A 17,616-nucleotide genomic window follows, 5' to 3' on the forward strand; every position below is an offset into this window, starting at 1 on the left:
CTCGATGGATGCGATGGGTCAGTTCAGAGAAGAGGTAACGTGGGCGGTCGATTCGGTCCTCGACGCGATCGGTGCAAAGGTCCAGTTCGAAGTGGAGGTGCCGGACCCGGAGAAGGCCGATCTGGCCATCCCCTGCTTCCCGATGGCCAAGGCCATGCGCAGGAATCCCGTGGATATCGCGAACGAGATCGTATCGAAACTGCCCCCGATGCCCACCATCTCAAAGGCGTGGGCTGACCGGGGATATCTCAACTTCAAGATCAACGAGGAGTTCCTGGCCCTGACAACGGTCAGGGGGATCATCTCGACGAAGACCCATTATGGAATGGGCTCGTCCAAGGATGCCAGGGTCCTGCTCGAGCACACATCGGTCAACCCGACCGGGCCGTTGCACGTGGGACGTGCCCGCAACCCGCTCATCGGTGACACACTGGCCCGCTGCCTGAGGACCTGCGGTTATGATGTGACCACCGAGTATCTGGTGAACGACGTGGGCAAACAGGTGGTCCTTTTGACATGGGGCGTGCACAACGTGCCCGATGCCGAGGTCCCGGAATCCGAAAGGAACAAGGACGACCACCGTCTGGTTGGTTATTACCAGAAGGCCAACCAGAGGATGGAGGCCGAGGCGGACGTGCAGGAGCAGATCTCCGGGATGCTCAGGCGGTTCGAGCTGGGCGATCAGCTGGTCATCAAGCAGGTGCGCGACACCACCGAGAGGATGCTCAACGGGATCCGCTCCTCGCTGTCACTGGTCGGCGTGGAGATCGACAACTATGCCTGGGAATCACAGTTCATCCTGGACGGCAGCGCCAAGGAGGTGGTCGAGCTGCTCAAGAAGACCTCCTTCTGCAGGGAGGAGAACGGTGCCTACTATCTTGACCTGGAGACGTTCGGCATCCACGGCAAGAGCACCAAGTTCTTCTTCACCCGGGCGGACGGGACCACGCTGTACACCACCAGGGACATCGCCTATCACCTGAACAAGTTCACCAGGGCGGACGTGCTCATCAACGTGCTGGGCGAGGACCAGAAGCTGGGCCAGCAGCAGCTGGCGGCGGCGCTCAAGATATTGGGGAGGACCTGCGTTCCGGAATGCGTGTTCTACTCGTTCGTGTCGCTGCCCGAGGGACGCATGTCCACCAGGAAAGGGGTGGTCGTCTATCTGGACGACCTCATAGACGAAGCGGTCGACCGGGCGTACGAGGAAGTGAAGGTAAGACGCCGGGACCTCTCCGAGGAGAAGATGAGGCAGATCGCCAAGGACATCGGGACCGGCGCGATACGCTACAACATCCTGAGGGTGCAGGCGGAGAAGCAACTGGTCTTCAAGTGGGAGGAGGCGCTCAACTTCGAGGGGAACAGCGCCCCGTTCGTTCAGTATGCCCACGCGAGGGCGTGCAGCATCCTGCGCAAGGTGGAGTCCTACGACCGGGAGGCGGACCCGAGAAAGCTCATCGACCCATATGAGAGAAAGCTTATCCGTGTATTATCGTTATACCCCTCGGTTGTCAGGGAGGCAGGGGAGAAAAGGCGAGTCCATCTGCTACCCGCGTATGGACATGAGGTCGCGGCGGCGTTCAATCAGTTCTATGGCGCTGTTCCGGTGCTCAAGTCCGGAGAGCTCCAGGATGCCAGGCTGTGCCTGGTGGAATGCTCGATGTGGGTGCTAAAGAACACGCTCGTCAACCTGGGCCTCGTAGCGCCGGAGGAGATGTAAATGGTGGAGATCAGGGCACTGAAAGAAGAGGACAGAGGGCACGTGAGGGCGCTGGAGTTGTTCTGCGTCAGAGAGTACCTTGAATCAGCTCTTAAGAAGAACTGGGACACCCTCCCGCAGGAGCTCATAGACCAGCTCGGTGCGTCCGCCAAGGGTTCCTTCGACTATTACAAGGACGCCGGCCTGAGCTACGTCGCCATCGAGGACAAGCAGATCGTCGGCTTCGTCTTCGCCCAGATGGTACAGCACGTCTTCAACGTGGAGAAGGTGGTCTGGATCGAGAGCTTGATGGTACATCCCATGCAGAGGCGGAAGGGCATCGGCTACAAGCTCCTGCGGAAGGTCTCCGGGGATGGCAAGAAGAAGGGGGCCAAGGCCGTCCAAAGCGTCATCCTACAGGATAGCCAGAGCGCAATATTGCTGCACAAGAAGGTAGGCTTCTTCATCGATGGCAGGAAGCTTGCGTTCCTGGACCTCGAATCGTTCGAATGATCACCGCTGGAAGGTGAAAACCTCTTTCCCGTATTTCTCTTCAGAGAGCCTCTTGGCAAGTTCCCGTTCGTCGCATGACAGCGCTCCAGGTGCGATCTTTGCACCGAACGCCTTTTCGAACCCGGTGACGAGCGCCACCTTCACCTCACCGATGTCGACCTTACGGCCTAGCTCCTTCGTGACCGAGGTCATCCCATCGACGCTGCGCGGCTTGCCCGGTCTCTGACGGATGACGCGCATCATCAGGTCCAGGTCCGAATCCACTATGACCGTACCGTGCTGGAGCACTACGCCTGCCTTTCTGGTCTGGGCGCTGCCTGAGATCTTCCGGCCTTTCACCACGACGTCGTTGAGCGGTTTATGTTCGGCCTCGATGCCCAGGCTTTGGAGGGCGTTGACCACGCCTCCGCAGATAAGCGGATAGGACTCCTTCGGATTTTCCGGTATCAAATCTGCCCCGACGGTCGCTGTGTATATTATCTGGCCGGGATCGGTGAAGATCGCGCTCCCTCCGGACAGGCGTCTGACGACCTCGATGCCCAACTCCCGGCATAGATCGAGGTCTATGCACTCTGCCGCCTTCTCAAAATATCCCAGTGAAACGGTGGGGCGGTCACGCGAATAGAAGCTGAGGGTGTTCCCGACATGCCCGCCGGAACGGAATGTAAGGATCGCCTCGTCCGTTGCTGCGGTGAGGGCGGGACTCATTGTTCCCAGGTCGACGGCGCGCCATTCCACGCTCGACAGACCGTAGGATGATAGATAAAAGATTTGCCCAGCGCCTTAATGTTCGTTCCTTGGTTCGGGCTCAGGTGACTATCTCATCCACCCGTTCCTGTTCGATCGCGTGCCTTACTTCCATGGCCAGCCTCCTTCCGGTGGACATGTTGGTGCGCCACATCGAGTTGCCGTAGGCATGACCGACCGCCATGTGCACGTTGGTCCCTCCGCCGATCCTTGGGGCAACGTCATAGATATAGAATTTGAGGTCCTTGTCGACGCAGGTCTGGAGGCAGAACGGACCGATGATCCCGGGCTTGAAGTGCTCCTTGCAGGCCTTGACGTATTTCTCCGCCAGGTCGAACGCGTTCTCCAGGAGCGATTCCCTCAGGGTGGCGGAGTTGTGGCCGCAGACGGTGTATTCCGGTATGCTCTGTTTGTCATTGAGCGCCAGCTGCTGGGCCGCCGGCAGCCGGACATGGCCGTCCAGTGAGCTCTCGAAACGCCAATCGACGCCTATCAGTTCGATCTTTGAGCCCTCCTCCTCCAGCGGGGAGTAGAAGAAATCCAGGTTGAAGACCGGACCGATTATGTACTCCTCCATGCGCGCCCCGGCAAGGTTCTCTTCCTCGATGACCCCCTGGGCGATCAGTTTGTCCGCCTTGGAACGGTATTCGTCATACGACGAGGCGGTGAAGAATCCTCGCTCCAGCTTCTTCTTGGCGTGATGCAGCTTGACGATCGTGAGGGCGTTGATGTCCTCCGGTTTGGACACCTTCTTCGGCGAAGGCATGCCCGCCTCGTTCAAGAGCCAATAGTAATCCTGGGGGCCGCCCCGGTCCTCGCTCCGTAATAGGTTCCTGGAACCGACCATGGGCACCGCGAAATCGTTCTCCACCGCGTCCAGGCTGCAGTATGAGGTGAATGACCGGTTCGGCACGAACAGGGCGTTATTGGCGACAAGCTGGTCCATGACCGCCTTCGATATGGTATCCTTGAATTTCTTCACCATGATGACTTCATCCACCATGCCCCGGCGGACGGTCCCATCCCGGTTACGGTAGGCCTTGAAGTACTTGGTATAGGTCTGGTCCCTTCCTTCCTCACATACCGCCAGCGTGCGGAACCCTTCCTCCACCGCTCCATCGCACACGTCCAATGCAGAGTGGGATGCCAGGACGCCGATCTTGGCGTTCTTGAGGTCGTAGGATTCCAGTTTGCCGAGGACTTGCTGCCGGTCTATCAAATCGGTCACTTCCGTCAAACGGGTATGCTGAATGGAATTAAAACTTGTCGCTGCTCAGGCTAGGTTCAACAGGATGATCATCACCATCAGGGAGATCGCCCCGACCGCATCGATGGCGGAGGATGTCAGGGGGATGCTGTGGTCGTCCGGGTCAAGAGCAAACCGGTAGGTGTAGATGGCCACATAATAGGAGATGAAGTTCAGCACTGTTACCGTTATGAGGCCCGCCGCGAGCGACAACAGGACCATCTCCAGCAGACCGGGCGAGCCCATCCCGAGGATCTCGGCAACGAAATGAGAGGTCACTCCTACCAGTGTGAAGACCCATATGGAGAAAATGTAGATGATGGCGAAGTTCTCCCAGGAAGTCCGGCCTGGTGTCCTCGTCGGCTCGATCGTACCCATGTGCAGCATCGAGGAGAGCCTGGAGGTGAGTATCCCTCCCAGCGCGTTGGCATCCTCCAAGAACGGCGGGATGAGTATGAGCAACGCCGGCAATGTCACCAATCCCGTTATCTGATTGTCGATGGTAAGACCAGCAGCGATGTCCAAGACGATGCATATGAGGAGAACCGGCACGCTCTGCATTATGATCCGTTTCGTCTCGCTCTTCTTCATCATAAAGGCCCGATATGACAAGTAAACGGTCAGCACCAGGAATATCAGAGAAAAGGTCAGCGTGTTTGAAGAGAGAAAGGAGCCGAAATCTCCGGTCACGATCAGCGCCGCGATGAACAGCATGGGCAATGTGACTATGTCCCCGGCCGCGGTGATGATCGGAGCCGAGATATTGTCGATGTCCCATCCTCGTCTATAGCCTATCGACGCGACAAGAATGTTGATGAGCACAATGACCACGCCGGCCAGTGCGCCTCCGAGGACCGAGATGAAAACGAATCCCTCGATCGAGATGCTGGTTACTCCTAGAGCAACAGAGATCGACTTGGCCATCACTCCCATCACCAAGGACATGACAACCGTCAGGAGAAGGGAAGCGCTCAGGTTCTGGCGCAGCATGCTTCCCCTCTTCATCGACAGTTCGAACGTGCCGACATGCATGGCGGTACCCAACCTGCTGCCCAAGGCGCCAAAGATGTTACCCCTCATGCCGATTGCGGGTGGGATCAGGATCATCAGACCGGGGAGCAGTGCCAAGGTTTCGGTCATGAAACCCAATGTCGCTCCAGCCGCCAGGTCTCCGATGGATGAGATGACCAGCCCGATGAATCCGAGGGTGAACACACTTCGGTTGCGTCCGAAGAAACTGCGTATTCTTCCCCCCGATGCCACCCCATTCATCTCCCTGCATGAGCATACTCATCCTATATTTGATGTTCGAAGGGTGGAGTCCAGTGATATGGTTTTCTCACTTCGGCATGGGCAATAGATAAATATCGCTGAATAGGATTGATGGTAGTCCGCTTTTCAGGGCAGGTAGAGATTCTCTAGCCATGACCTGGGGCGGAAGGGTCGGGATCAAATTCAATGTGTTTGGGCTGTTTCAGCGGCATCCTCCTCGTGAACGATAGAAGAAATACCATTCACGGAGTACATGAGGTGTGCACCTTATGACCGAACATCATGAGCACACACCTGACCGGACAGAGATATCCCATACCACCGTCCGTGAGCTCCTCACCGAGATGAAGGACATCTCCGAGGTGATGGTAGATCTGGCATATGCCGCCATCATGTTCGATTCGGAAGAGATCGCCGAAGAGGTCGCGCATCTCGAGGAAAGGATGCACACCCTAAACTATGAGATCCGGATCAAGGCGATGCTATCGGCGAGGACATACAACGACGCGGTGAAGATCGCGGGGTTGTTACAGGTGGCCGCCGCCTCCGAATCTATATCGAATGCTGCGGGGGACATAGTCACGCTGTCCGGAGTAGATCCGACCAAGAAACCGTTCCTTTCCTTTGTACTTAGAGAGGCGGAAGAGAAGATCCGCAGGCTCACCATATCGGATAGCTCGGACATGGTCTCCCGGAGCATCGCTGACCTGAGCATCGAATCAGAGACCGGGATGAGGGTCATAGCGATCAAGCGCGGGAAACGCTGGATATACGATCCCGAAGAAGATACCGTTCTCAAGGCAGGCGATGTCATCATAGTGAGGGGAACCGAAAGTGGTTCGGAGGTGCTGCGCAAGCACGTTTCCGGTGAAGCGAAATGGCCGGTCTATCCGGTCGAGGAGGATGAGTGAAATGGACGAGATCGACGAAATGCTGTTGGAGCTCAAGGACACCTCTGAGCTGATGATAGACCTGGCATACTCTTCCCTGCTCTACAACAACCGCGACATCGCCGAAGAGGTCTTCGAGATGGAGGAGGCGCTCGATGAACTGGCAATGGAGATCCAAAAGAAGGCCATCGAAAGGGCGGTCAAGGACTCCGATCCGGACAAGGCCTATGCGGTGATCAGGCTGGCACAGTCGGTGGAGGAGATATCCGATGCCGCCCGGCAGATCGCCGACGTGGTATTGCACGATGTGGAGCCTCATCCGGTCATAGCGCTTTCCTTGCAGGAGAGCGAGTCCATCATCAGCAGCGCCATCGTATTGGAGAACTCCGACCTGGCCGGCTCCACCTTGGGAGACACCAAGCTGGCCAACCAGTGCGGCATGTGGGTGGTGGCGATCAAGAGAGGGCGCAAGTACATCTACGGCCCGGACAAGTCCACCCGGGTGTCCGCGGGGGACCTCCTCTTCGTGCGGGGCCCTCAGGACGGGGAATCCTGCTTCAGGGAGATAGCGGCAGGAGAGGCCCACATAGAACCGATTTGATCAGAAGATCATGAGAACAACAGAATGAACGACTATTCTTGATGGAGATGAAGTAGCCCCGGGCAGATTCGAACTGCCGTCGCTGCCTCCAGAGGGCGGCATGATTGACCGCTACACTACGGGGCTATGAAATGTGGGTAAAAAGTTCTTGGTCTTTAACCTTTTGCTCCCGTTCAGACTATTTCGTCTTATGGGACCTCAAGGCCTTCAGGATGCGCGCGTAAACGTCGCCGATCTCTCCTTGTCCGTCGATACGCACCAAGATCTGTTTGTCATAGTAGTATCTGGTGAGGGGCAGGGTCTTTTCTTTGTATACGCGGAGCCTCTCCCTGACGACCTTTTCCGAGTCGTCGTTCCTCTGGATAAGTTCAGAACCGCACTTGTCGCACTTGCCCGCGACCTTTGGCGGGTTGAACTCCAGGTGGAAGACCGAGTTGCATGACTTGCAGACGCGCCTTTCGGTGAGCCTCTTGACGAGCAGCTCCTCATCCACCTCAAGGTCTATGGCCATGTCCACGGTTATGATCTGGTCCAGCATCTTGGCCTGCTCGACGGTCCTCGGGAATCCGTCCAGGATGACGCCTCCCTGCAGTCCGGTGAGCTTCTCCTTGATCAGGTCCCCGACCAGCTGGTCCGGCACCAATCCGCCGGATTCCATGAAGGACTTCGCTTTGACCCCCAACGGGGTTCCGAGCTTGACCGCTTCCCTCAGCAGGTCGCCGGTGGAGATCTTTGTGAACTTGAGCTCGGCGCACAGCCTCTCGGTCTGGGTGCCCTTTCCAGAGCCCGGCGGTCCAAGGAGAACGATCTTGAGGTCCATGGGCGTAGGAACGGACTTCAAATAAATAAATCATGCGAAAGCTTGACACTGCCTGCCAGATGTTGGGATGCCGCTATCCCAGTTTCCCATAGCTATTTATGATTTCTTGATGGTCACTCACACATGATCAAGGGGAAACACGTCGGTATCCGGCCGCTCCAGTCCGACGATGCCTGGATCCTGTTCAAATGGTTCAACGATCCCAAAGTGACTGACGATCTCGGAATCAGGGAACCTCGGCCTTCCGTCTCCCTGGAAGAGGAGATGGAGCTGACCCAGGACAAGATCGGAAAGCGGACCGTCCGCCCTTTCATCGTGCAGGACCTGGACCTCGATGTCCCGGCTGGCCTGGCCGAACTGACCCGCATAGACCTTAAGAACGCATCGGCAAAGGTCTTCCTGGTGATCGGAGAGCCGGACCTTTTCACCGATGGTTTCTTTCTCGAGTCCCTAGGATTGGTCGCCAGCGTCGCTTTCAGGAACATGAACCTGCATCGGTTGGAGGTAAGGGTTCCGGCTTACAACGACAGGTTGATCCGGCTCTACCTCGCCTCCGGTTTCGAAACGGAAGGCAGGCTCCGGCATGACCATTTCCGCCACGGGGCCTATGTCGATTCCGTTATCCTTTCCAAGGTCCGGGGCATCGGAGGTGTGGACTGATGCTCGAGGGAGATAAGGTAAGGCTCCTGGCGGTCGACCGGGAGAACTTGCCGAAGTTCCTTGGCTGGGTCAACGACCCGGAGGTGACCCAATACCTGATGGTCGACCCGCCGCTGGGCATGGAACAGGAGGAGGCGTGGTTCGAGGGACTGCGTGACCGGGAGGCCATGGTGTTCACCATCCTGAGCAAGGAAGGTGAGGTGATCGGCAACTGCGGTCTGGAAAAGATATCCTGGAAGGACCGGAAGGCGACGCTCGGCATCATGATTGGCTCAAAGGAGCACTGGGACAAAGGCTATGGCACCGACGCGGTCAGGACCCTTCTCCGGCTCAGCTTCGATGAGTTGAACCTTATGCGGGTATGCCTGATTTGCGATCAGAGCAACGTCCGGGCCCAACGTGCCTATGAGAAATGCGGTTTCCGTCGCGAAGGGGTGATGCGTGCCTATCGGTACAAGAACGGCGCCTATGTCGACGAGGTGCTGATGTCCGTCCTGCAGCCTGAATGGCTCGAGCTGCGGAATAAGCCCTGATCGCTCTCAGTTGTTAGCATCCTTGATGCCAGGCGCTCCTTTCTCCAGCAGGAACTCGATGATGCGGCTGTAGATCTTCGGATAGCAGCCGTCCTCCCCTGATTCCAGTGAAGGGTTGTCATTGACCTCGATGACGTACGCCCCGTCCTCGCATTCCTTTATGTCCACGCCATAGAGTCCGTTGCCGATCGCCCTGGCGGCCTTGAGGCCGGCCTCCAGTACCGCGGGCGGGATCTTATCCATAGGCACACTTTCCGTAGTGCAGTACACCAGATGGCCGTTCACCTCCGCCTGGATCTTGAACGTCTCCGGCGGGATCATGTACTTGCAGGCATAGAGCAGCTCCCCGCCCAGGACGCCGATCCTCCAGTCGTACTTGCTCGAGACGAACTTCTGTACCACGATCCAGTCGGACATCTTCATGAAGCGGTTGGCCGTCTTCATGAAATCTCCCGGATCCCGGGCCTTCTCTACACGGGCGGAGAAGCAAGTGGACGGCTCCTTCAGTATCAACGGCGTTCCCCAGCTGTCGAACATCGCTTTGGCATGGTCGATCGTGATGTCCTTCTTCTTCAGGAAGGCGGTCTTCGGGATCTTCACGTTGTTCTTGAGAAGATGGTAGTACATGTTGACCTTGTCCGCACAGATCTGGATGGAGGCAGGGTCATCCACCACCGGGATGTTGTGCAGGCTCGCCATCTTCGAGGCCACGAACGCCACGTTCATCGGGTCGGTGTTGGTGCGGATGAAGAGCCCATCGGTCTTCAGCAGGCGCTTGATCTCCTCGGGGAAGATGAAGTCCACGCTGTGCCCCATGTCCTCGGCCGCGTCGCGGCATTTCAAAAGTGCGCTCAGCTGCTCTGCATTGCTCAGGGTCTGCCTGTTAACAAAAACACCTAGATTAGACATTTAATTTTTCGCCTTCCGTGAACGGGGCCCACCTGCTCTGCAGGTACTCTCCAAGGAGATGCTTCTCCCGCCTGGTGAGCTTGGAATACCTCACCGGCCCCATGGAAGAGAGTGAATACTTGCCATCATGCTCGATCAGGATCGCGCTGAAAAGCGGGATCCGGAACAGCCTATAAACATCCGATACCATCCTGGCCACCTCTGGATCGTCGTTTTCGACGGTCTTCCCGAAAACCGAGGTCACGGCCACCATGTTCGCACCCTGGGGCAGCTTCTGGTAGCAGAATGGATACTTGCCCTTGTTCGTGACATGCTTGATGACGTCCTTGGCCGTCTCCTCGTCCTTGACGACGAAGAACTCCGACGGGGTCGAGAAGTAGTTTAGACCATAGATCACGCAGGGGGTGCTGGCATACTGATACGATATCTCCCAGTCACTGACCTCGATCCCGGAGAGCTTTGCCTTCTCCAGGCAGATCGGGACCACGTACGCTTCGATCACCTGGCCGCTCGAGGGAACGGTGTTGATGCCGCTCATCTCGCTGCTCACAGCGGTATAGTAGGCCTCGGATTTGTAGAAATGGTTCTCGCTGACGACGTGCATGGAATCGTCCATGGACACCTTGAATATCGAATCCTCCTTGAGGACACGATCCTTCCTCTCGTGCGCGGTCATCTAGTGCATCACCAGAATATCGCTCATCGAGGTTGCCACTGACACAGGTCCATGACAACACAAAATCCATGTAATATTTGGATTTAAACAGAAATCAGACCACTGCGTCTCGGTCCCACACTGTTCCTCGCCCCTTTGCCGAGAGGCAGGAACGCGATTATCACTACTATCGCCATCTTCCGATTCTTCGCCTGAGTCTTCCATTCGAAACACTCTTGCGGTACCCTCATGTCCGAGAGATGCTTAAAACCTTTTTCCTAATTCTCGCTGGGTCGCAAAACAACGGCATCACATGTTAACTCCGTGGATCTCCAGGTGATCCTTGTCAGAACATCCGATGCTTCATTCCAGCCTATCCCTTTTCTGGAGACATCATGGAAACGATTGAGGTCGGCTCTTCGAACGGTTCTCCCCTAGACATGCGGGTCGCTCCTTCATGCTGTTCAAAACCCAAGGCCCTGATAAGCTTAGCCACCTTCACATTATTGCCCGGGACGCACAATCTGAACGTCTCGGCACTTATGTTCGATACAGTTGCCCGGAGCAACTGCTCGACCAGCACCGGTTCTCCATCCTTCACCACGCACGGACCCAGGTCCACCCTCCCCTGCGCCTGCCTGCACATGATGTATCCGGTGATATTGTTCCTTTCTCCGCAGGCGTAGACATGCGCCGTCGGTTCTTCGAATAGCACCTTCAGTATCCGGGCCCGATCAATACCCACCTCATCGATATCGAGCTTTACCACTTCCTCCAGGCCCGGAGTGAACACCTCGATCGACGGAGGTTCGATGTTGTGCACGTTACCCATGAACCTGAGCGAGAGGAACTCTGTCCTGAATCCGAACCTTTCGTAGAACGGTTCGACGCCTGGAACGCTGTCCAGCTTGATGCTGGTGGCACCGGAGCGTTCCGCCGCTTCGAGGCAGTGGGACAGCAGTTCCTTCCCGATCTGCCTCGCCCTCGACTCTTTCCGAACGATAAGCGAGTTGATCCAGGCCAGCCGGTCGTATCTTATGAAGCCAATGATGCCGACCTCCAGGCCATCCAGCCTGGCCTTGAAGAAACCGTCCGGCTCGAGCCGGAGGAGCCGTTTCCAATCCGCCTCGTTCCTGTTCCATCCTTCCGAATCGGTCAGTCCCTTTCCGAAGGCCAGGTCCTCCTGGGTGAATCGGACGATCTCCACGCTCACAAAATGGGAGCATTCTACCGGCAGATAGCGTTATCGTTTAAAGGGCATTCAAAGCACCATCGAAATGTAGGATCGTATGTCCAGTCGGAAGGGTTATTGTATCCGACCCTGCAATATCGGTCCGATTCCGATGAAGGTCAGTTTCCTTGGCACCAACGGCTGGTACGATTCACCGACCGGGCTCACCACATGCCTGCTCATCGACACCGAGGAATGCCACATCATCCTCGATGCCGGAAACGGGTTCCATAAGATCGATAAACTCATCCAGGACGAGAAGCCGATCTATGTCTTTTTGAGCCACCCGCACCTGGACCACATCTCCGGATTTCACACGCTTAACAAATACAAGTTCAAACAAGGGATCAAGATATTCGGACAGCCTGGGTGCAAAGAGGTGCTCAACCGGATCATAGCCCCTCCTTTCACCGTACCATTCGATCTCCTTCAATGCAAGGTGGAGGTGGAGGATGTGGCCGAGGGCAGGCATGAGATGCCGATCCGTTTCGAATGCCGATACCTGGTCCACAGTACTCCCTGCTTCGGCTACCGATTCGAAGTGGATGGAAAAGTACTGGCATTCTGCACGGACACCGGCGTCTGCGAGAACGCCATTGAGCTATGCCGGGAGGCTGACCTGATGATCACTGAATGCTCCTATAAGCCCGGTCAGTACAGTTTCGTATGGCCTCACCTGAATCCGGAGGACGCCGTTGACATGGCCAAGAACGCTAATGCCAAGCGTTTGGCCCTGGTCCATTTCGACGCCGCCCAGTACCAGACAATAGCGGAACGTTACGAAGCTGTGGAACCTCTCAAGGCCAAGTTCAAGGACATCTTCGTGGGTGAGGACGACAGGGAATTGACGGTCTGACCATTCCGATAATCAGCAACTATTTCAGACAAATAATCAATTGGTGGGCGTGCTCAGCAAGGAAATCCTCGACCAATTGGCCGCCATCATCGGCCCGGATAATCTGTCCACCCGGATCGCGGACATCTACACCTATGGTTTCGACTCGTCCATCCATCATGCCGACCCAGAGGTCGTGGTCCGTCCCGGATCGGCCGAAGAGGTGTCTGCCATAGTCAAGGTGGCCGCAAAGCACAAGGTCCCAATCACCGCCCGGGGCGGAGGGACCGGTCTGTGCGGGGGCGCCGTTCCGCTCTTTGGCGGCATCGTCCTCCAAACGACCAGAATGAACCGGATCAAGGAGATCAGGGTCGAGGACCTCTACTGCGTTGTCGAAGCAGGCGTCGTATATGATAAACTGAACGAGGCGCTGGCGCCAAAAAAGTTCTTCTTCCCTACGGCTCCAGGCAGCGGGGAGGCATGCACCATCGGGGGGATGGTGGCAACAAACGCGTCCGGAATGAGGGCGATCAAGTACGGGGCTACCAGGGACTACGTGCTAGGATTGAAGGTGATTCTGGCCAACGGCGATGAGATGGAGGTTGGCACCAGGACGCTGAAGAACTCTTCCGGTTATCAGCTGGAGAGGCTCTTCGTGGGCAGCGAGGGTACCCTGGGCATAATCACCGAGATCACTCTCAAAGTATCACCGAAACCGAGGTCGTCGGCCATGGTGGTGGCCGCCTTCGAAACGCTGGAGGCCGCGGGGAAGTGCGTGTCCAAGCTCATCGCGACGCCGTTGCTCCCTTCCGCCACCGAGTTGATGGACCGGACCTGTATCCGGGCGGTCAACAAAGCGATCAACGCAGGTCTGCCAGACTGCGAGGCATTGTGCATGATCGAGGTGGACGGCGACCCGCTGGTGGTCGCGAAGGATCTGGAAGCGGTACAAAACGTATGCCATGACATAGGCGCCGCCAGCGTTCAGCAATCCAGCGATCCGAAGCAGATGGCCAAGTGGACCAACGCCCGAAAATCGGTCATGTCCGCGCTTAGCCGATACGGTGAGAATTCAGTGTCTGTCTCACTGGCGGACGACATGGCGGTCCCGATATCCCGGATACCGGAGGCGGTGGTCGCGTTCCAGAGGATATCGTCGGAGAACGGGATCATTGTCGGCACATATGGACACGCGGCCGACGGCAACCTGCACACTAAGCTCCTGGTAGACCCCTGCTCAGAGGATTCGTGGAGGCATGCCGAGAAAGCCGTCACCGAGATCTATGACGTGGTCATCGCGCTCGGAGGAACGGTAACCGGGGAGCACGGAATCGGAATAACCAAAGCGCCGTTCCTGAAGAAGGAGAGGCCGACCGCAATCTCCACCATGTTGGCCATCAAGAAGGCGTTGGACCCGGACAACATCCTCAACCCGGGCAAACTGGTCCAATGGGAGGGCGGGATCATCACCCGCCTCCGGTATCCGTGCAAGGACCTGGACTGATCATTTGTTCATTCTGTCGTATGTCCGTCCAATTACCCGATAGTAATGAATCCCATGACCAGCAGCAATGAGACTCCCGTCAACGCCACCATCGTCACATAGACTGGAATGGACCAGACGGCGATCTTATAACCATCCAGTGGTGGGATCGGAATCAGATTGAACCCTCCCAGGAAGAGGCTCATTATCGCAACCAAATTCAGGATCAGGCCGGTGCTCCCGAACGGATATACGAGCCAGGCGGCCAGGAAAATCCCTCCGATGGCCAGATTGACGATCGGACCGGCCAGACTGATCAAGCCATTCTGTTTCTTTGTCACCCTGCCGGAGATATACACGGCACCTGGCGCCGCGAACAGGACGCCCATGAACGACATGACCACCGCCAGCAACAGTCCGAGCGGATACATCCTGAACTCCGCCCAGGCACCGTAGCGTTGGGCCACGAATTTGTGACCAAGCTCGTGAAATAGGAAACCTGCCAAAACCACCAATGCCGATACTCCCACTATTACCGGCAAGCTCAGTGATGATGCCAGCCCGGCGTAGAGGTACACTGTAAACGCCAGCGTCAGCGCCGCCACTCCGATCAATATGTGTGTGATCTCTACGCGGCTGAAACGTATCTTGCCATATCCTTGGGGGATATAGACCGTATTGTACTCGGGAAACATAGGTTCGCGGACCTACGAATTCTGGACGACTAGTTAAAACTTGGGCGCAAACTTCGTCTTGGCCCGATGGGTGAGTCCGATGGGACAAAAACGGATATCTTTTTGTACGGGTGCGCGGAATAGCAGCCGTTTCCAAATGTCACATTTTCTTCATGGCAAGGCATTGTTCCGTTGGTGCGACAAGTGCGGCACGTTGCTCCTGGGGACCGGATGCGATACCTGCGGCGCCACGGGCCGGGAGTTCGAGGTATCATTGCCCGGCGATATGAGGCCAGCCATGGGGAAGGCGGCCGAGGGTGTCGCATTGATTTTGCGAAAACACTTCGGGTCCAGCGTTCCTACGGACAGCAAGCTCATCTTCCTAAACAAGGTGGCTGGAGAGGACCGGTCCGATGAGATAGTGGTCGACGGAAGGATAATCGGAACGATGCGTTTCGATGTCCGCATAAAGGAGTTTGCTTTCGACCTCAAGATGGACGGTGCGCAGCAATTGCTCCCAGTGGCAAAGAAAGGGATCGTCACCGTGGCCAAGCTGACCGGGCACCTGAAGGGAAAGAAGGTGTCTGGCCAGGAGATAGTGGATATCAAGGGTGAGTTCTCCGAGGGCGACCCGCTGATCGTCGTTTCTGGCAACACCCTGTGCAGCGCCGTGGCAAAGGTCGGCTCGGGCGAGGCGAAGACGGCCGAGAAGGCCATTCTGATACGGGACGTCGGCAAGGTGGAGAAACAGCCGTTCGGGAAGCGAGCCTCAAGACAGGACTTCGTGGCGGCGAACCGCAGGTTCCTGGAAGGATTGGAATCCAAGGGTGTCAGCGACATCAAATCATTCGTTGGCAACAGGGGATTGCCGGTCACCCTTTCGTTCAGCGGAGGGAAGGATTCCCTGGCCGCTTACGGGATCTCCAAAAAGGCCAAGCTCAAGATCACCCTCATCTTCATCGACACCGGCCTGGAATTCCCGGAGACCGTCGATTACGTGCACAATTTCGTGGCCAAGCATAACGAACAGCTGATAGAGGCCTCGGCAGGGAACGCGTTCTGGGAGCAGGTGGACACCTTCGGACCGCCTGCCAAGGACTTCCGATGGTGCTGCAAGGTCTGCAAGCTGGGGCCAGTGACGACGGCCATCGAGGAGAACTATCCCAAGGGAACGATCACCATCGAAGGGAACCGCGGTCTGGAGTCGTTCTCCCGGTCGCGCATGAACTTCGTCGAATCCAACCCCTTCGTTCCGAACCAGACCATCCTCAATCCGATCAAGGATTGGAGGGCGGCGGACGTCTGGGGGTACATATGGCTGAGAGGCCTTGACTTCAACCCGCTCTATGAGCAGGACTTCGAACGCATCGGCTGCTATCTGTGCGCTTCATGCCTGGAGAGCGAATGGAAGAGGACCTCTGAGCTCCATCCGAAACTGCACAGCGACTGGCAGGCCTATCTGGACAAATGGTCCAGGCGGGTCGGGGTGGGACCGGACTTCGTCAGGTACGGGCTCTGGCGTTGGAAGGTGCTGCCGCCAAAGATGAGGCAGCTGGCCGACGAGGTCAATCTGAAGGTGCCACAGGCCCGCTCCGACCGGCTGGAGCTCAAGATGACCAAGGGAGTGAGCCCATGCGTCACCGGAGGATACTCGATCGAGGGGGTGCTCATCCTCCCCAAGAAGCGTGACTTCTCCCGGGTCGGGGAAACGTTGAAAACGGTAGGGAAGGTGAAGTTGTCGGAGGAGTTCGAGATCGCCCTGGTAAAGAACCGGGAAGGTACGGTGAAGGTCTTCGGCGGCGGGCAGGTGCTCGCCACCGCGGCGAACGAGAGCGCTGCGCAGAAGCTCTTCGAGTCAGGGGTGAAGGCGATCCTCAAGGCCCAGATGTGCACCAGATGTAACATCTGCGTGAAGAACTGCCCGCAGCGAGCCATCAGGATCGAGGATTCTCCGATCATCATAGAGGAGCGGTGCAACCAGTGCGGCAGGTGCACGGATGCCTGCGTGGTGGCACACTATTACGACAAGCTAGTGGCGGGAAAGGATAGGGTCTGATGATCCGAGACCTCCCGGACATGCTATTATATCGTTGAGCGTCTTCCCCGGAGCGTAAATGAATTACGACATGTTCATCGCCGGCGCCATTGGCTTTGCGCCAGCCATATTGCTGATGTTCTACACGTTGAAGAACTACACCTATCCCGCCGTGGAAAGGCCATTCTTCGATGACCGCAAGGTCTTCTTCATGTTCGCGGTGGGCATCATGATCGGAGTGGTCCTGGCGAGCATCAATTACCTATTCGTGACCGGTGACGCCTATTCCCTGATCATCTTCGGCATCCTGTTCGCGCTCCTGGAGGAGATGGCCAAGTTTGTCATCTTGAACCTGAGGCGCTTCCTGCAGAAACTGGACACCACGTTCTACGGGGTCACGTTGGGCCTGGGCATCGGCAGCACCACCGGTTTCGGGGCCGCCTTCTTCGCTCTGACCGCGCTCAACGGACAGGGCGGTCCGTTGGACTATGTGTTCCTGGTCCTTCTCGCGATCCAGCTGGTCCTCTTGCATGGGGCGACGGCCACCACCATCGCCATCGGGTCGGCCCGCGGCAACCCCTGGCCATTCCTGATGCAGGCGATAATGGTGCATGTGGCGGTCAACCTGCTGATGGTCCCCTACTATTTGGCCGAGAAACCGCTCGGTTTCATCAGCTTCGCCATTGCGCTGGGTTTCCTAGCAATGTACTATCGGCATGTCTCCAAGACCATGATCCCGGACGTGGTCTCTGAGGCCTTATCAAGAATGAGGCACGCCTCAAAACGTTAATATCGGCAGGGTTCATTGAACTC

At 56.9% G+C, this 17,616-nt stretch carries 18 protein-coding genes and 1 tRNA gene; 10 read left to right on the plus strand and 9 right to left on the minus strand.

Translation table 11 applies throughout. The features are described from left to right. Positions 1–4 precede the first annotated feature (4 nt). Both argS and VGK23_02050 read left to right on the plus strand, forming a co-directional pair. Positions 5–1,720 carry an arginine--tRNA ligase gene (argS, locus tag VGK23_02045; GenBank protein ID HEY3419317.1) on the plus strand — a complete coding sequence of 572 codons (1,716 nt, stop codon included), beginning with the start codon at positions 5–7 and terminating at the stop codon, positions 1,718–1,720. Further along, positions 1,721–2,212 carry a GNAT family N-acetyltransferase gene (locus VGK23_02050; protein ID HEY3419318.1) on the plus strand — a complete coding sequence of 164 codons (492 nt, stop codon included), beginning with the start codon at positions 1,721–1,723 and terminating at the stop codon, positions 2,210–2,212. It abuts the gene before it with no gap. On the opposite strand, the gene VGK23_02055 is transcribed toward VGK23_02050, so the two are convergent. From VGK23_02055 to VGK23_02065, 3 genes are all read right to left on the minus strand, one after another. Further along, entirely contained in the window at positions 2,213–2,950 is a 738-nt protein-coding gene (locus VGK23_02055) for a biotin/lipoate A/B protein ligase family protein (GenBank protein HEY3419319.1), read from the minus strand. A 70-nt stretch (positions 2,951–3,020) separates the two neighbouring features. Further along, positions 3,021–4,187, minus strand: coding sequence for a formate--phosphoribosylaminoimidazolecarboxamide ligase family protein (locus VGK23_02060; protein ID HEY3419320.1), 1,167 nt, complete (start codon positions 4,185–4,187; stop codon positions 3,021–3,023). A gap of 45 nt (positions 4,188–4,232) precedes the next feature. Beyond that, positions 4,233–5,477 carry a magnesium transporter gene (locus VGK23_02065; GenBank protein ID HEY3419321.1) on the minus strand — a complete coding sequence of 415 codons (1,245 nt, stop codon included), beginning with the start codon at positions 5,475–5,477 and terminating at the stop codon, positions 4,233–4,235. 269 nt (positions 5,478–5,746) lie between these two features. Here VGK23_02065 and VGK23_02070 point away from each other — a divergent pair, with 269 nt between their 5' ends. Both VGK23_02070 and VGK23_02075 read left to right on the plus strand, forming a co-directional pair. After that, the gene (locus tag VGK23_02070; protein ID HEY3419322.1) at positions 5,747–6,388 is read left to right on the plus strand and encodes a TrkA C-terminal domain-containing protein; all 642 of its coding nucleotides are present in this window, start codon (positions 5,747–5,749) and stop codon (positions 6,386–6,388) included. Position 6,389: 1 nt separating this feature from the next. Further along, the gene (locus VGK23_02075) at positions 6,390–6,968 is read left to right on the plus strand and encodes a PhoU domain-containing protein (GenBank protein ID HEY3419323.1); all 579 of its coding nucleotides are present in this window, start codon (positions 6,390–6,392) and stop codon (positions 6,966–6,968) included. Between the two features lie 53 nt (positions 6,969–7,021). On the opposite strand, the gene VGK23_02080 is transcribed toward VGK23_02075, so the two are convergent. Then, positions 7,022–7,094 (minus strand) — tRNA-Gln (locus VGK23_02080). 52 nt (positions 7,095–7,146) lie between these two features. After that, positions 7,147–7,788, minus strand: a complete 642-nt coding sequence (locus VGK23_02085) for an adenylate kinase (protein ID HEY3419324.1) — start codon at positions 7,786–7,788, stop codon at positions 7,147–7,149. A 123-nt stretch (positions 7,789–7,911) separates the two neighbouring features. On the opposite strand from VGK23_02085, the gene VGK23_02090 reads away from it, so the two are divergent. Beyond that, a complete protein-coding gene (locus tag VGK23_02090; protein ID HEY3419325.1) occupies positions 7,912–8,448 on the plus strand; it encodes a GNAT family protein in 537 nt (178 codons plus the stop codon). Next, positions 8,448–8,981: a GNAT family protein gene (locus tag VGK23_02095; GenBank protein ID HEY3419326.1), complete on the plus strand. Its 534-nt coding sequence runs from the start codon at positions 8,448–8,450 to the stop codon at positions 8,979–8,981. The genes VGK23_02090 and VGK23_02095 overlap by 1 nt, the downstream gene beginning before the upstream one ends. A gap of 6 nt (positions 8,982–8,987) precedes the next feature. Here VGK23_02095 and VGK23_02100 read toward each other — a convergent pair whose 3' ends face one another. The 3 genes from VGK23_02100 to VGK23_02110 form a co-directional block, all read right to left on the minus strand. After that, positions 8,988–9,890, minus strand: a complete 903-nt coding sequence (locus tag VGK23_02100; GenBank protein HEY3419327.1) for a RimK family alpha-L-glutamate ligase — start codon at positions 9,888–9,890, stop codon at positions 8,988–8,990. Further along, complete coding sequence (locus VGK23_02105; GenBank protein ID HEY3419328.1) at positions 9,883–10,566, minus strand: RimK-like ATPgrasp N-terminal domain-containing protein; 684 nt, start codon at positions 10,564–10,566, stop codon at positions 9,883–9,885. The genes VGK23_02100 and VGK23_02105 overlap by 8 nt, the downstream gene beginning before the upstream one ends. 352 nt (positions 10,567–10,918) lie before the next feature. Further along, positions 10,919–11,758, minus strand: coding sequence for a GNAT family N-acetyltransferase (locus VGK23_02110; GenBank protein ID HEY3419329.1), 840 nt, complete (start codon positions 11,756–11,758; stop codon positions 10,919–10,921). 130 nt (positions 11,759–11,888) lie between these two features. Between VGK23_02110 and VGK23_02115 the strand changes: the two genes are divergently transcribed. Together VGK23_02115 and VGK23_02120 are read left to right on the plus strand one after the other, a co-directional pair. Beyond that, positions 11,889–12,632, plus strand: a complete 744-nt coding sequence (locus VGK23_02115) for a ribonuclease Z (protein HEY3419330.1) — start codon at positions 11,889–11,891, stop codon at positions 12,630–12,632. A 49-nt stretch (positions 12,633–12,681) separates the two neighbouring features. After that, the gene (locus VGK23_02120; GenBank protein HEY3419331.1) at positions 12,682–14,115 is read left to right on the plus strand and encodes an FAD-binding oxidoreductase; all 1,434 of its coding nucleotides are present in this window, start codon (positions 12,682–12,684) and stop codon (positions 14,113–14,115) included. Between the two features lie 32 nt (positions 14,116–14,147). Here the strand turns inward: VGK23_02120 and VGK23_02125 are convergent, their stop codons facing one another. Continuing rightward, the gene (locus VGK23_02125) at positions 14,148–14,789 is read right to left on the minus strand and encodes a hypothetical protein (protein HEY3419332.1); all 642 of its coding nucleotides are present in this window, start codon (positions 14,787–14,789) and stop codon (positions 14,148–14,150) included. A gap of 136 nt (positions 14,790–14,925) precedes the next feature. Here VGK23_02125 and VGK23_02130 point away from each other — a divergent pair, with 136 nt between their 5' ends. Next, the gene (locus VGK23_02130; protein ID HEY3419333.1) at positions 14,926–16,824 is read left to right on the plus strand and encodes a phosphoadenosine phosphosulfate reductase family protein; all 1,899 of its coding nucleotides are present in this window, start codon (positions 14,926–14,928) and stop codon (positions 16,822–16,824) included. Positions 16,825–16,882: 58 nt separating this feature from the next. Continuing rightward, on the plus strand, positions 16,883–17,593 hold the full coding sequence (locus VGK23_02135; protein ID HEY3419334.1) for a hypothetical protein: 711 nt from the start codon (positions 16,883–16,885) through the stop codon (positions 17,591–17,593). Positions 17,594–17,616 lie beyond the last annotated feature (23 nt).

It is taken from the genome of Methanomassiliicoccales archaeon (assembly GCA_036504055.1).
GTDB lineage: Archaea > Thermoplasmatota > Thermoplasmata > Methanomassiliicoccales > UBA472 > DASXVU01.

Excerpts from the sequence above, each read along its gene's own strand:
- VGK23_02065 (HEY3419321.1), bottom strand. The coding sequence starts at position 5,477 with ATGAATGGGGTGGCATCGGGGGGAAGAATACGCAGTTTCTTCGGACGC.
- VGK23_02115 (HEY3419330.1), top strand. The coding sequence starts at position 11,889 with ATGAAGGTCAGTTTCCTTGGCACCAACGGCTGGTACGATTCACCGACC.
- VGK23_02075 (HEY3419323.1), top strand. The coding sequence starts at position 6,390 with ATGGACGAGATCGACGAAATGCTGTTGGAGCTCAAGGACACCTCTGAG.
- VGK23_02070 (HEY3419322.1), top strand. The coding sequence starts at position 5,747 with ATGACCGAACATCATGAGCACACACCTGACCGGACAGAGATATCCCAT.
- VGK23_02095 (HEY3419326.1), top strand. The coding sequence starts at position 8,448 with ATGCTCGAGGGAGATAAGGTAAGGCTCCTGGCGGTCGACCGGGAGAAC.
- VGK23_02130 (HEY3419333.1), top strand. The coding sequence starts at position 14,926 with ATGTCACATTTTCTTCATGGCAAGGCATTGTTCCGTTGGTGCGACAAG.
- VGK23_02050 (HEY3419318.1), top strand. The coding sequence starts at position 1,721 with ATGGTGGAGATCAGGGCACTGAAAGAAGAGGACAGAGGGCACGTGAGG.
- VGK23_02105 (HEY3419328.1), bottom strand. The coding sequence starts at position 10,566 with ATGACCGCGCACGAGAGGAAGGATCGTGTCCTCAAGGAGGATTCGATA.
- VGK23_02135 (HEY3419334.1), top strand. The coding sequence starts at position 16,883 with ATGAATTACGACATGTTCATCGCCGGCGCCATTGGCTTTGCGCCAGCC.
- argS (HEY3419317.1), top strand. The coding sequence starts at position 5 with ATGGATGCGATGGGTCAGTTCAGAGAAGAGGTAACGTGGGCGGTCGAT.
- VGK23_02125 (HEY3419332.1), bottom strand. The coding sequence starts at position 14,789 with ATGTTTCCCGAGTACAATACGGTCTATATCCCCCAAGGATATGGCAAG.
- VGK23_02090 (HEY3419325.1), top strand. The coding sequence starts at position 7,912 with ATGATCAAGGGGAAACACGTCGGTATCCGGCCGCTCCAGTCCGACGAT.
- VGK23_02085 (HEY3419324.1), bottom strand. The coding sequence starts at position 7,788 with ATGGACCTCAAGATCGTTCTCCTTGGACCGCCGGGCTCTGGAAAGGGC.
- VGK23_02100 (HEY3419327.1), bottom strand. The coding sequence starts at position 9,890 with ATGTCTAATCTAGGTGTTTTTGTTAACAGGCAGACCCTGAGCAATGCA.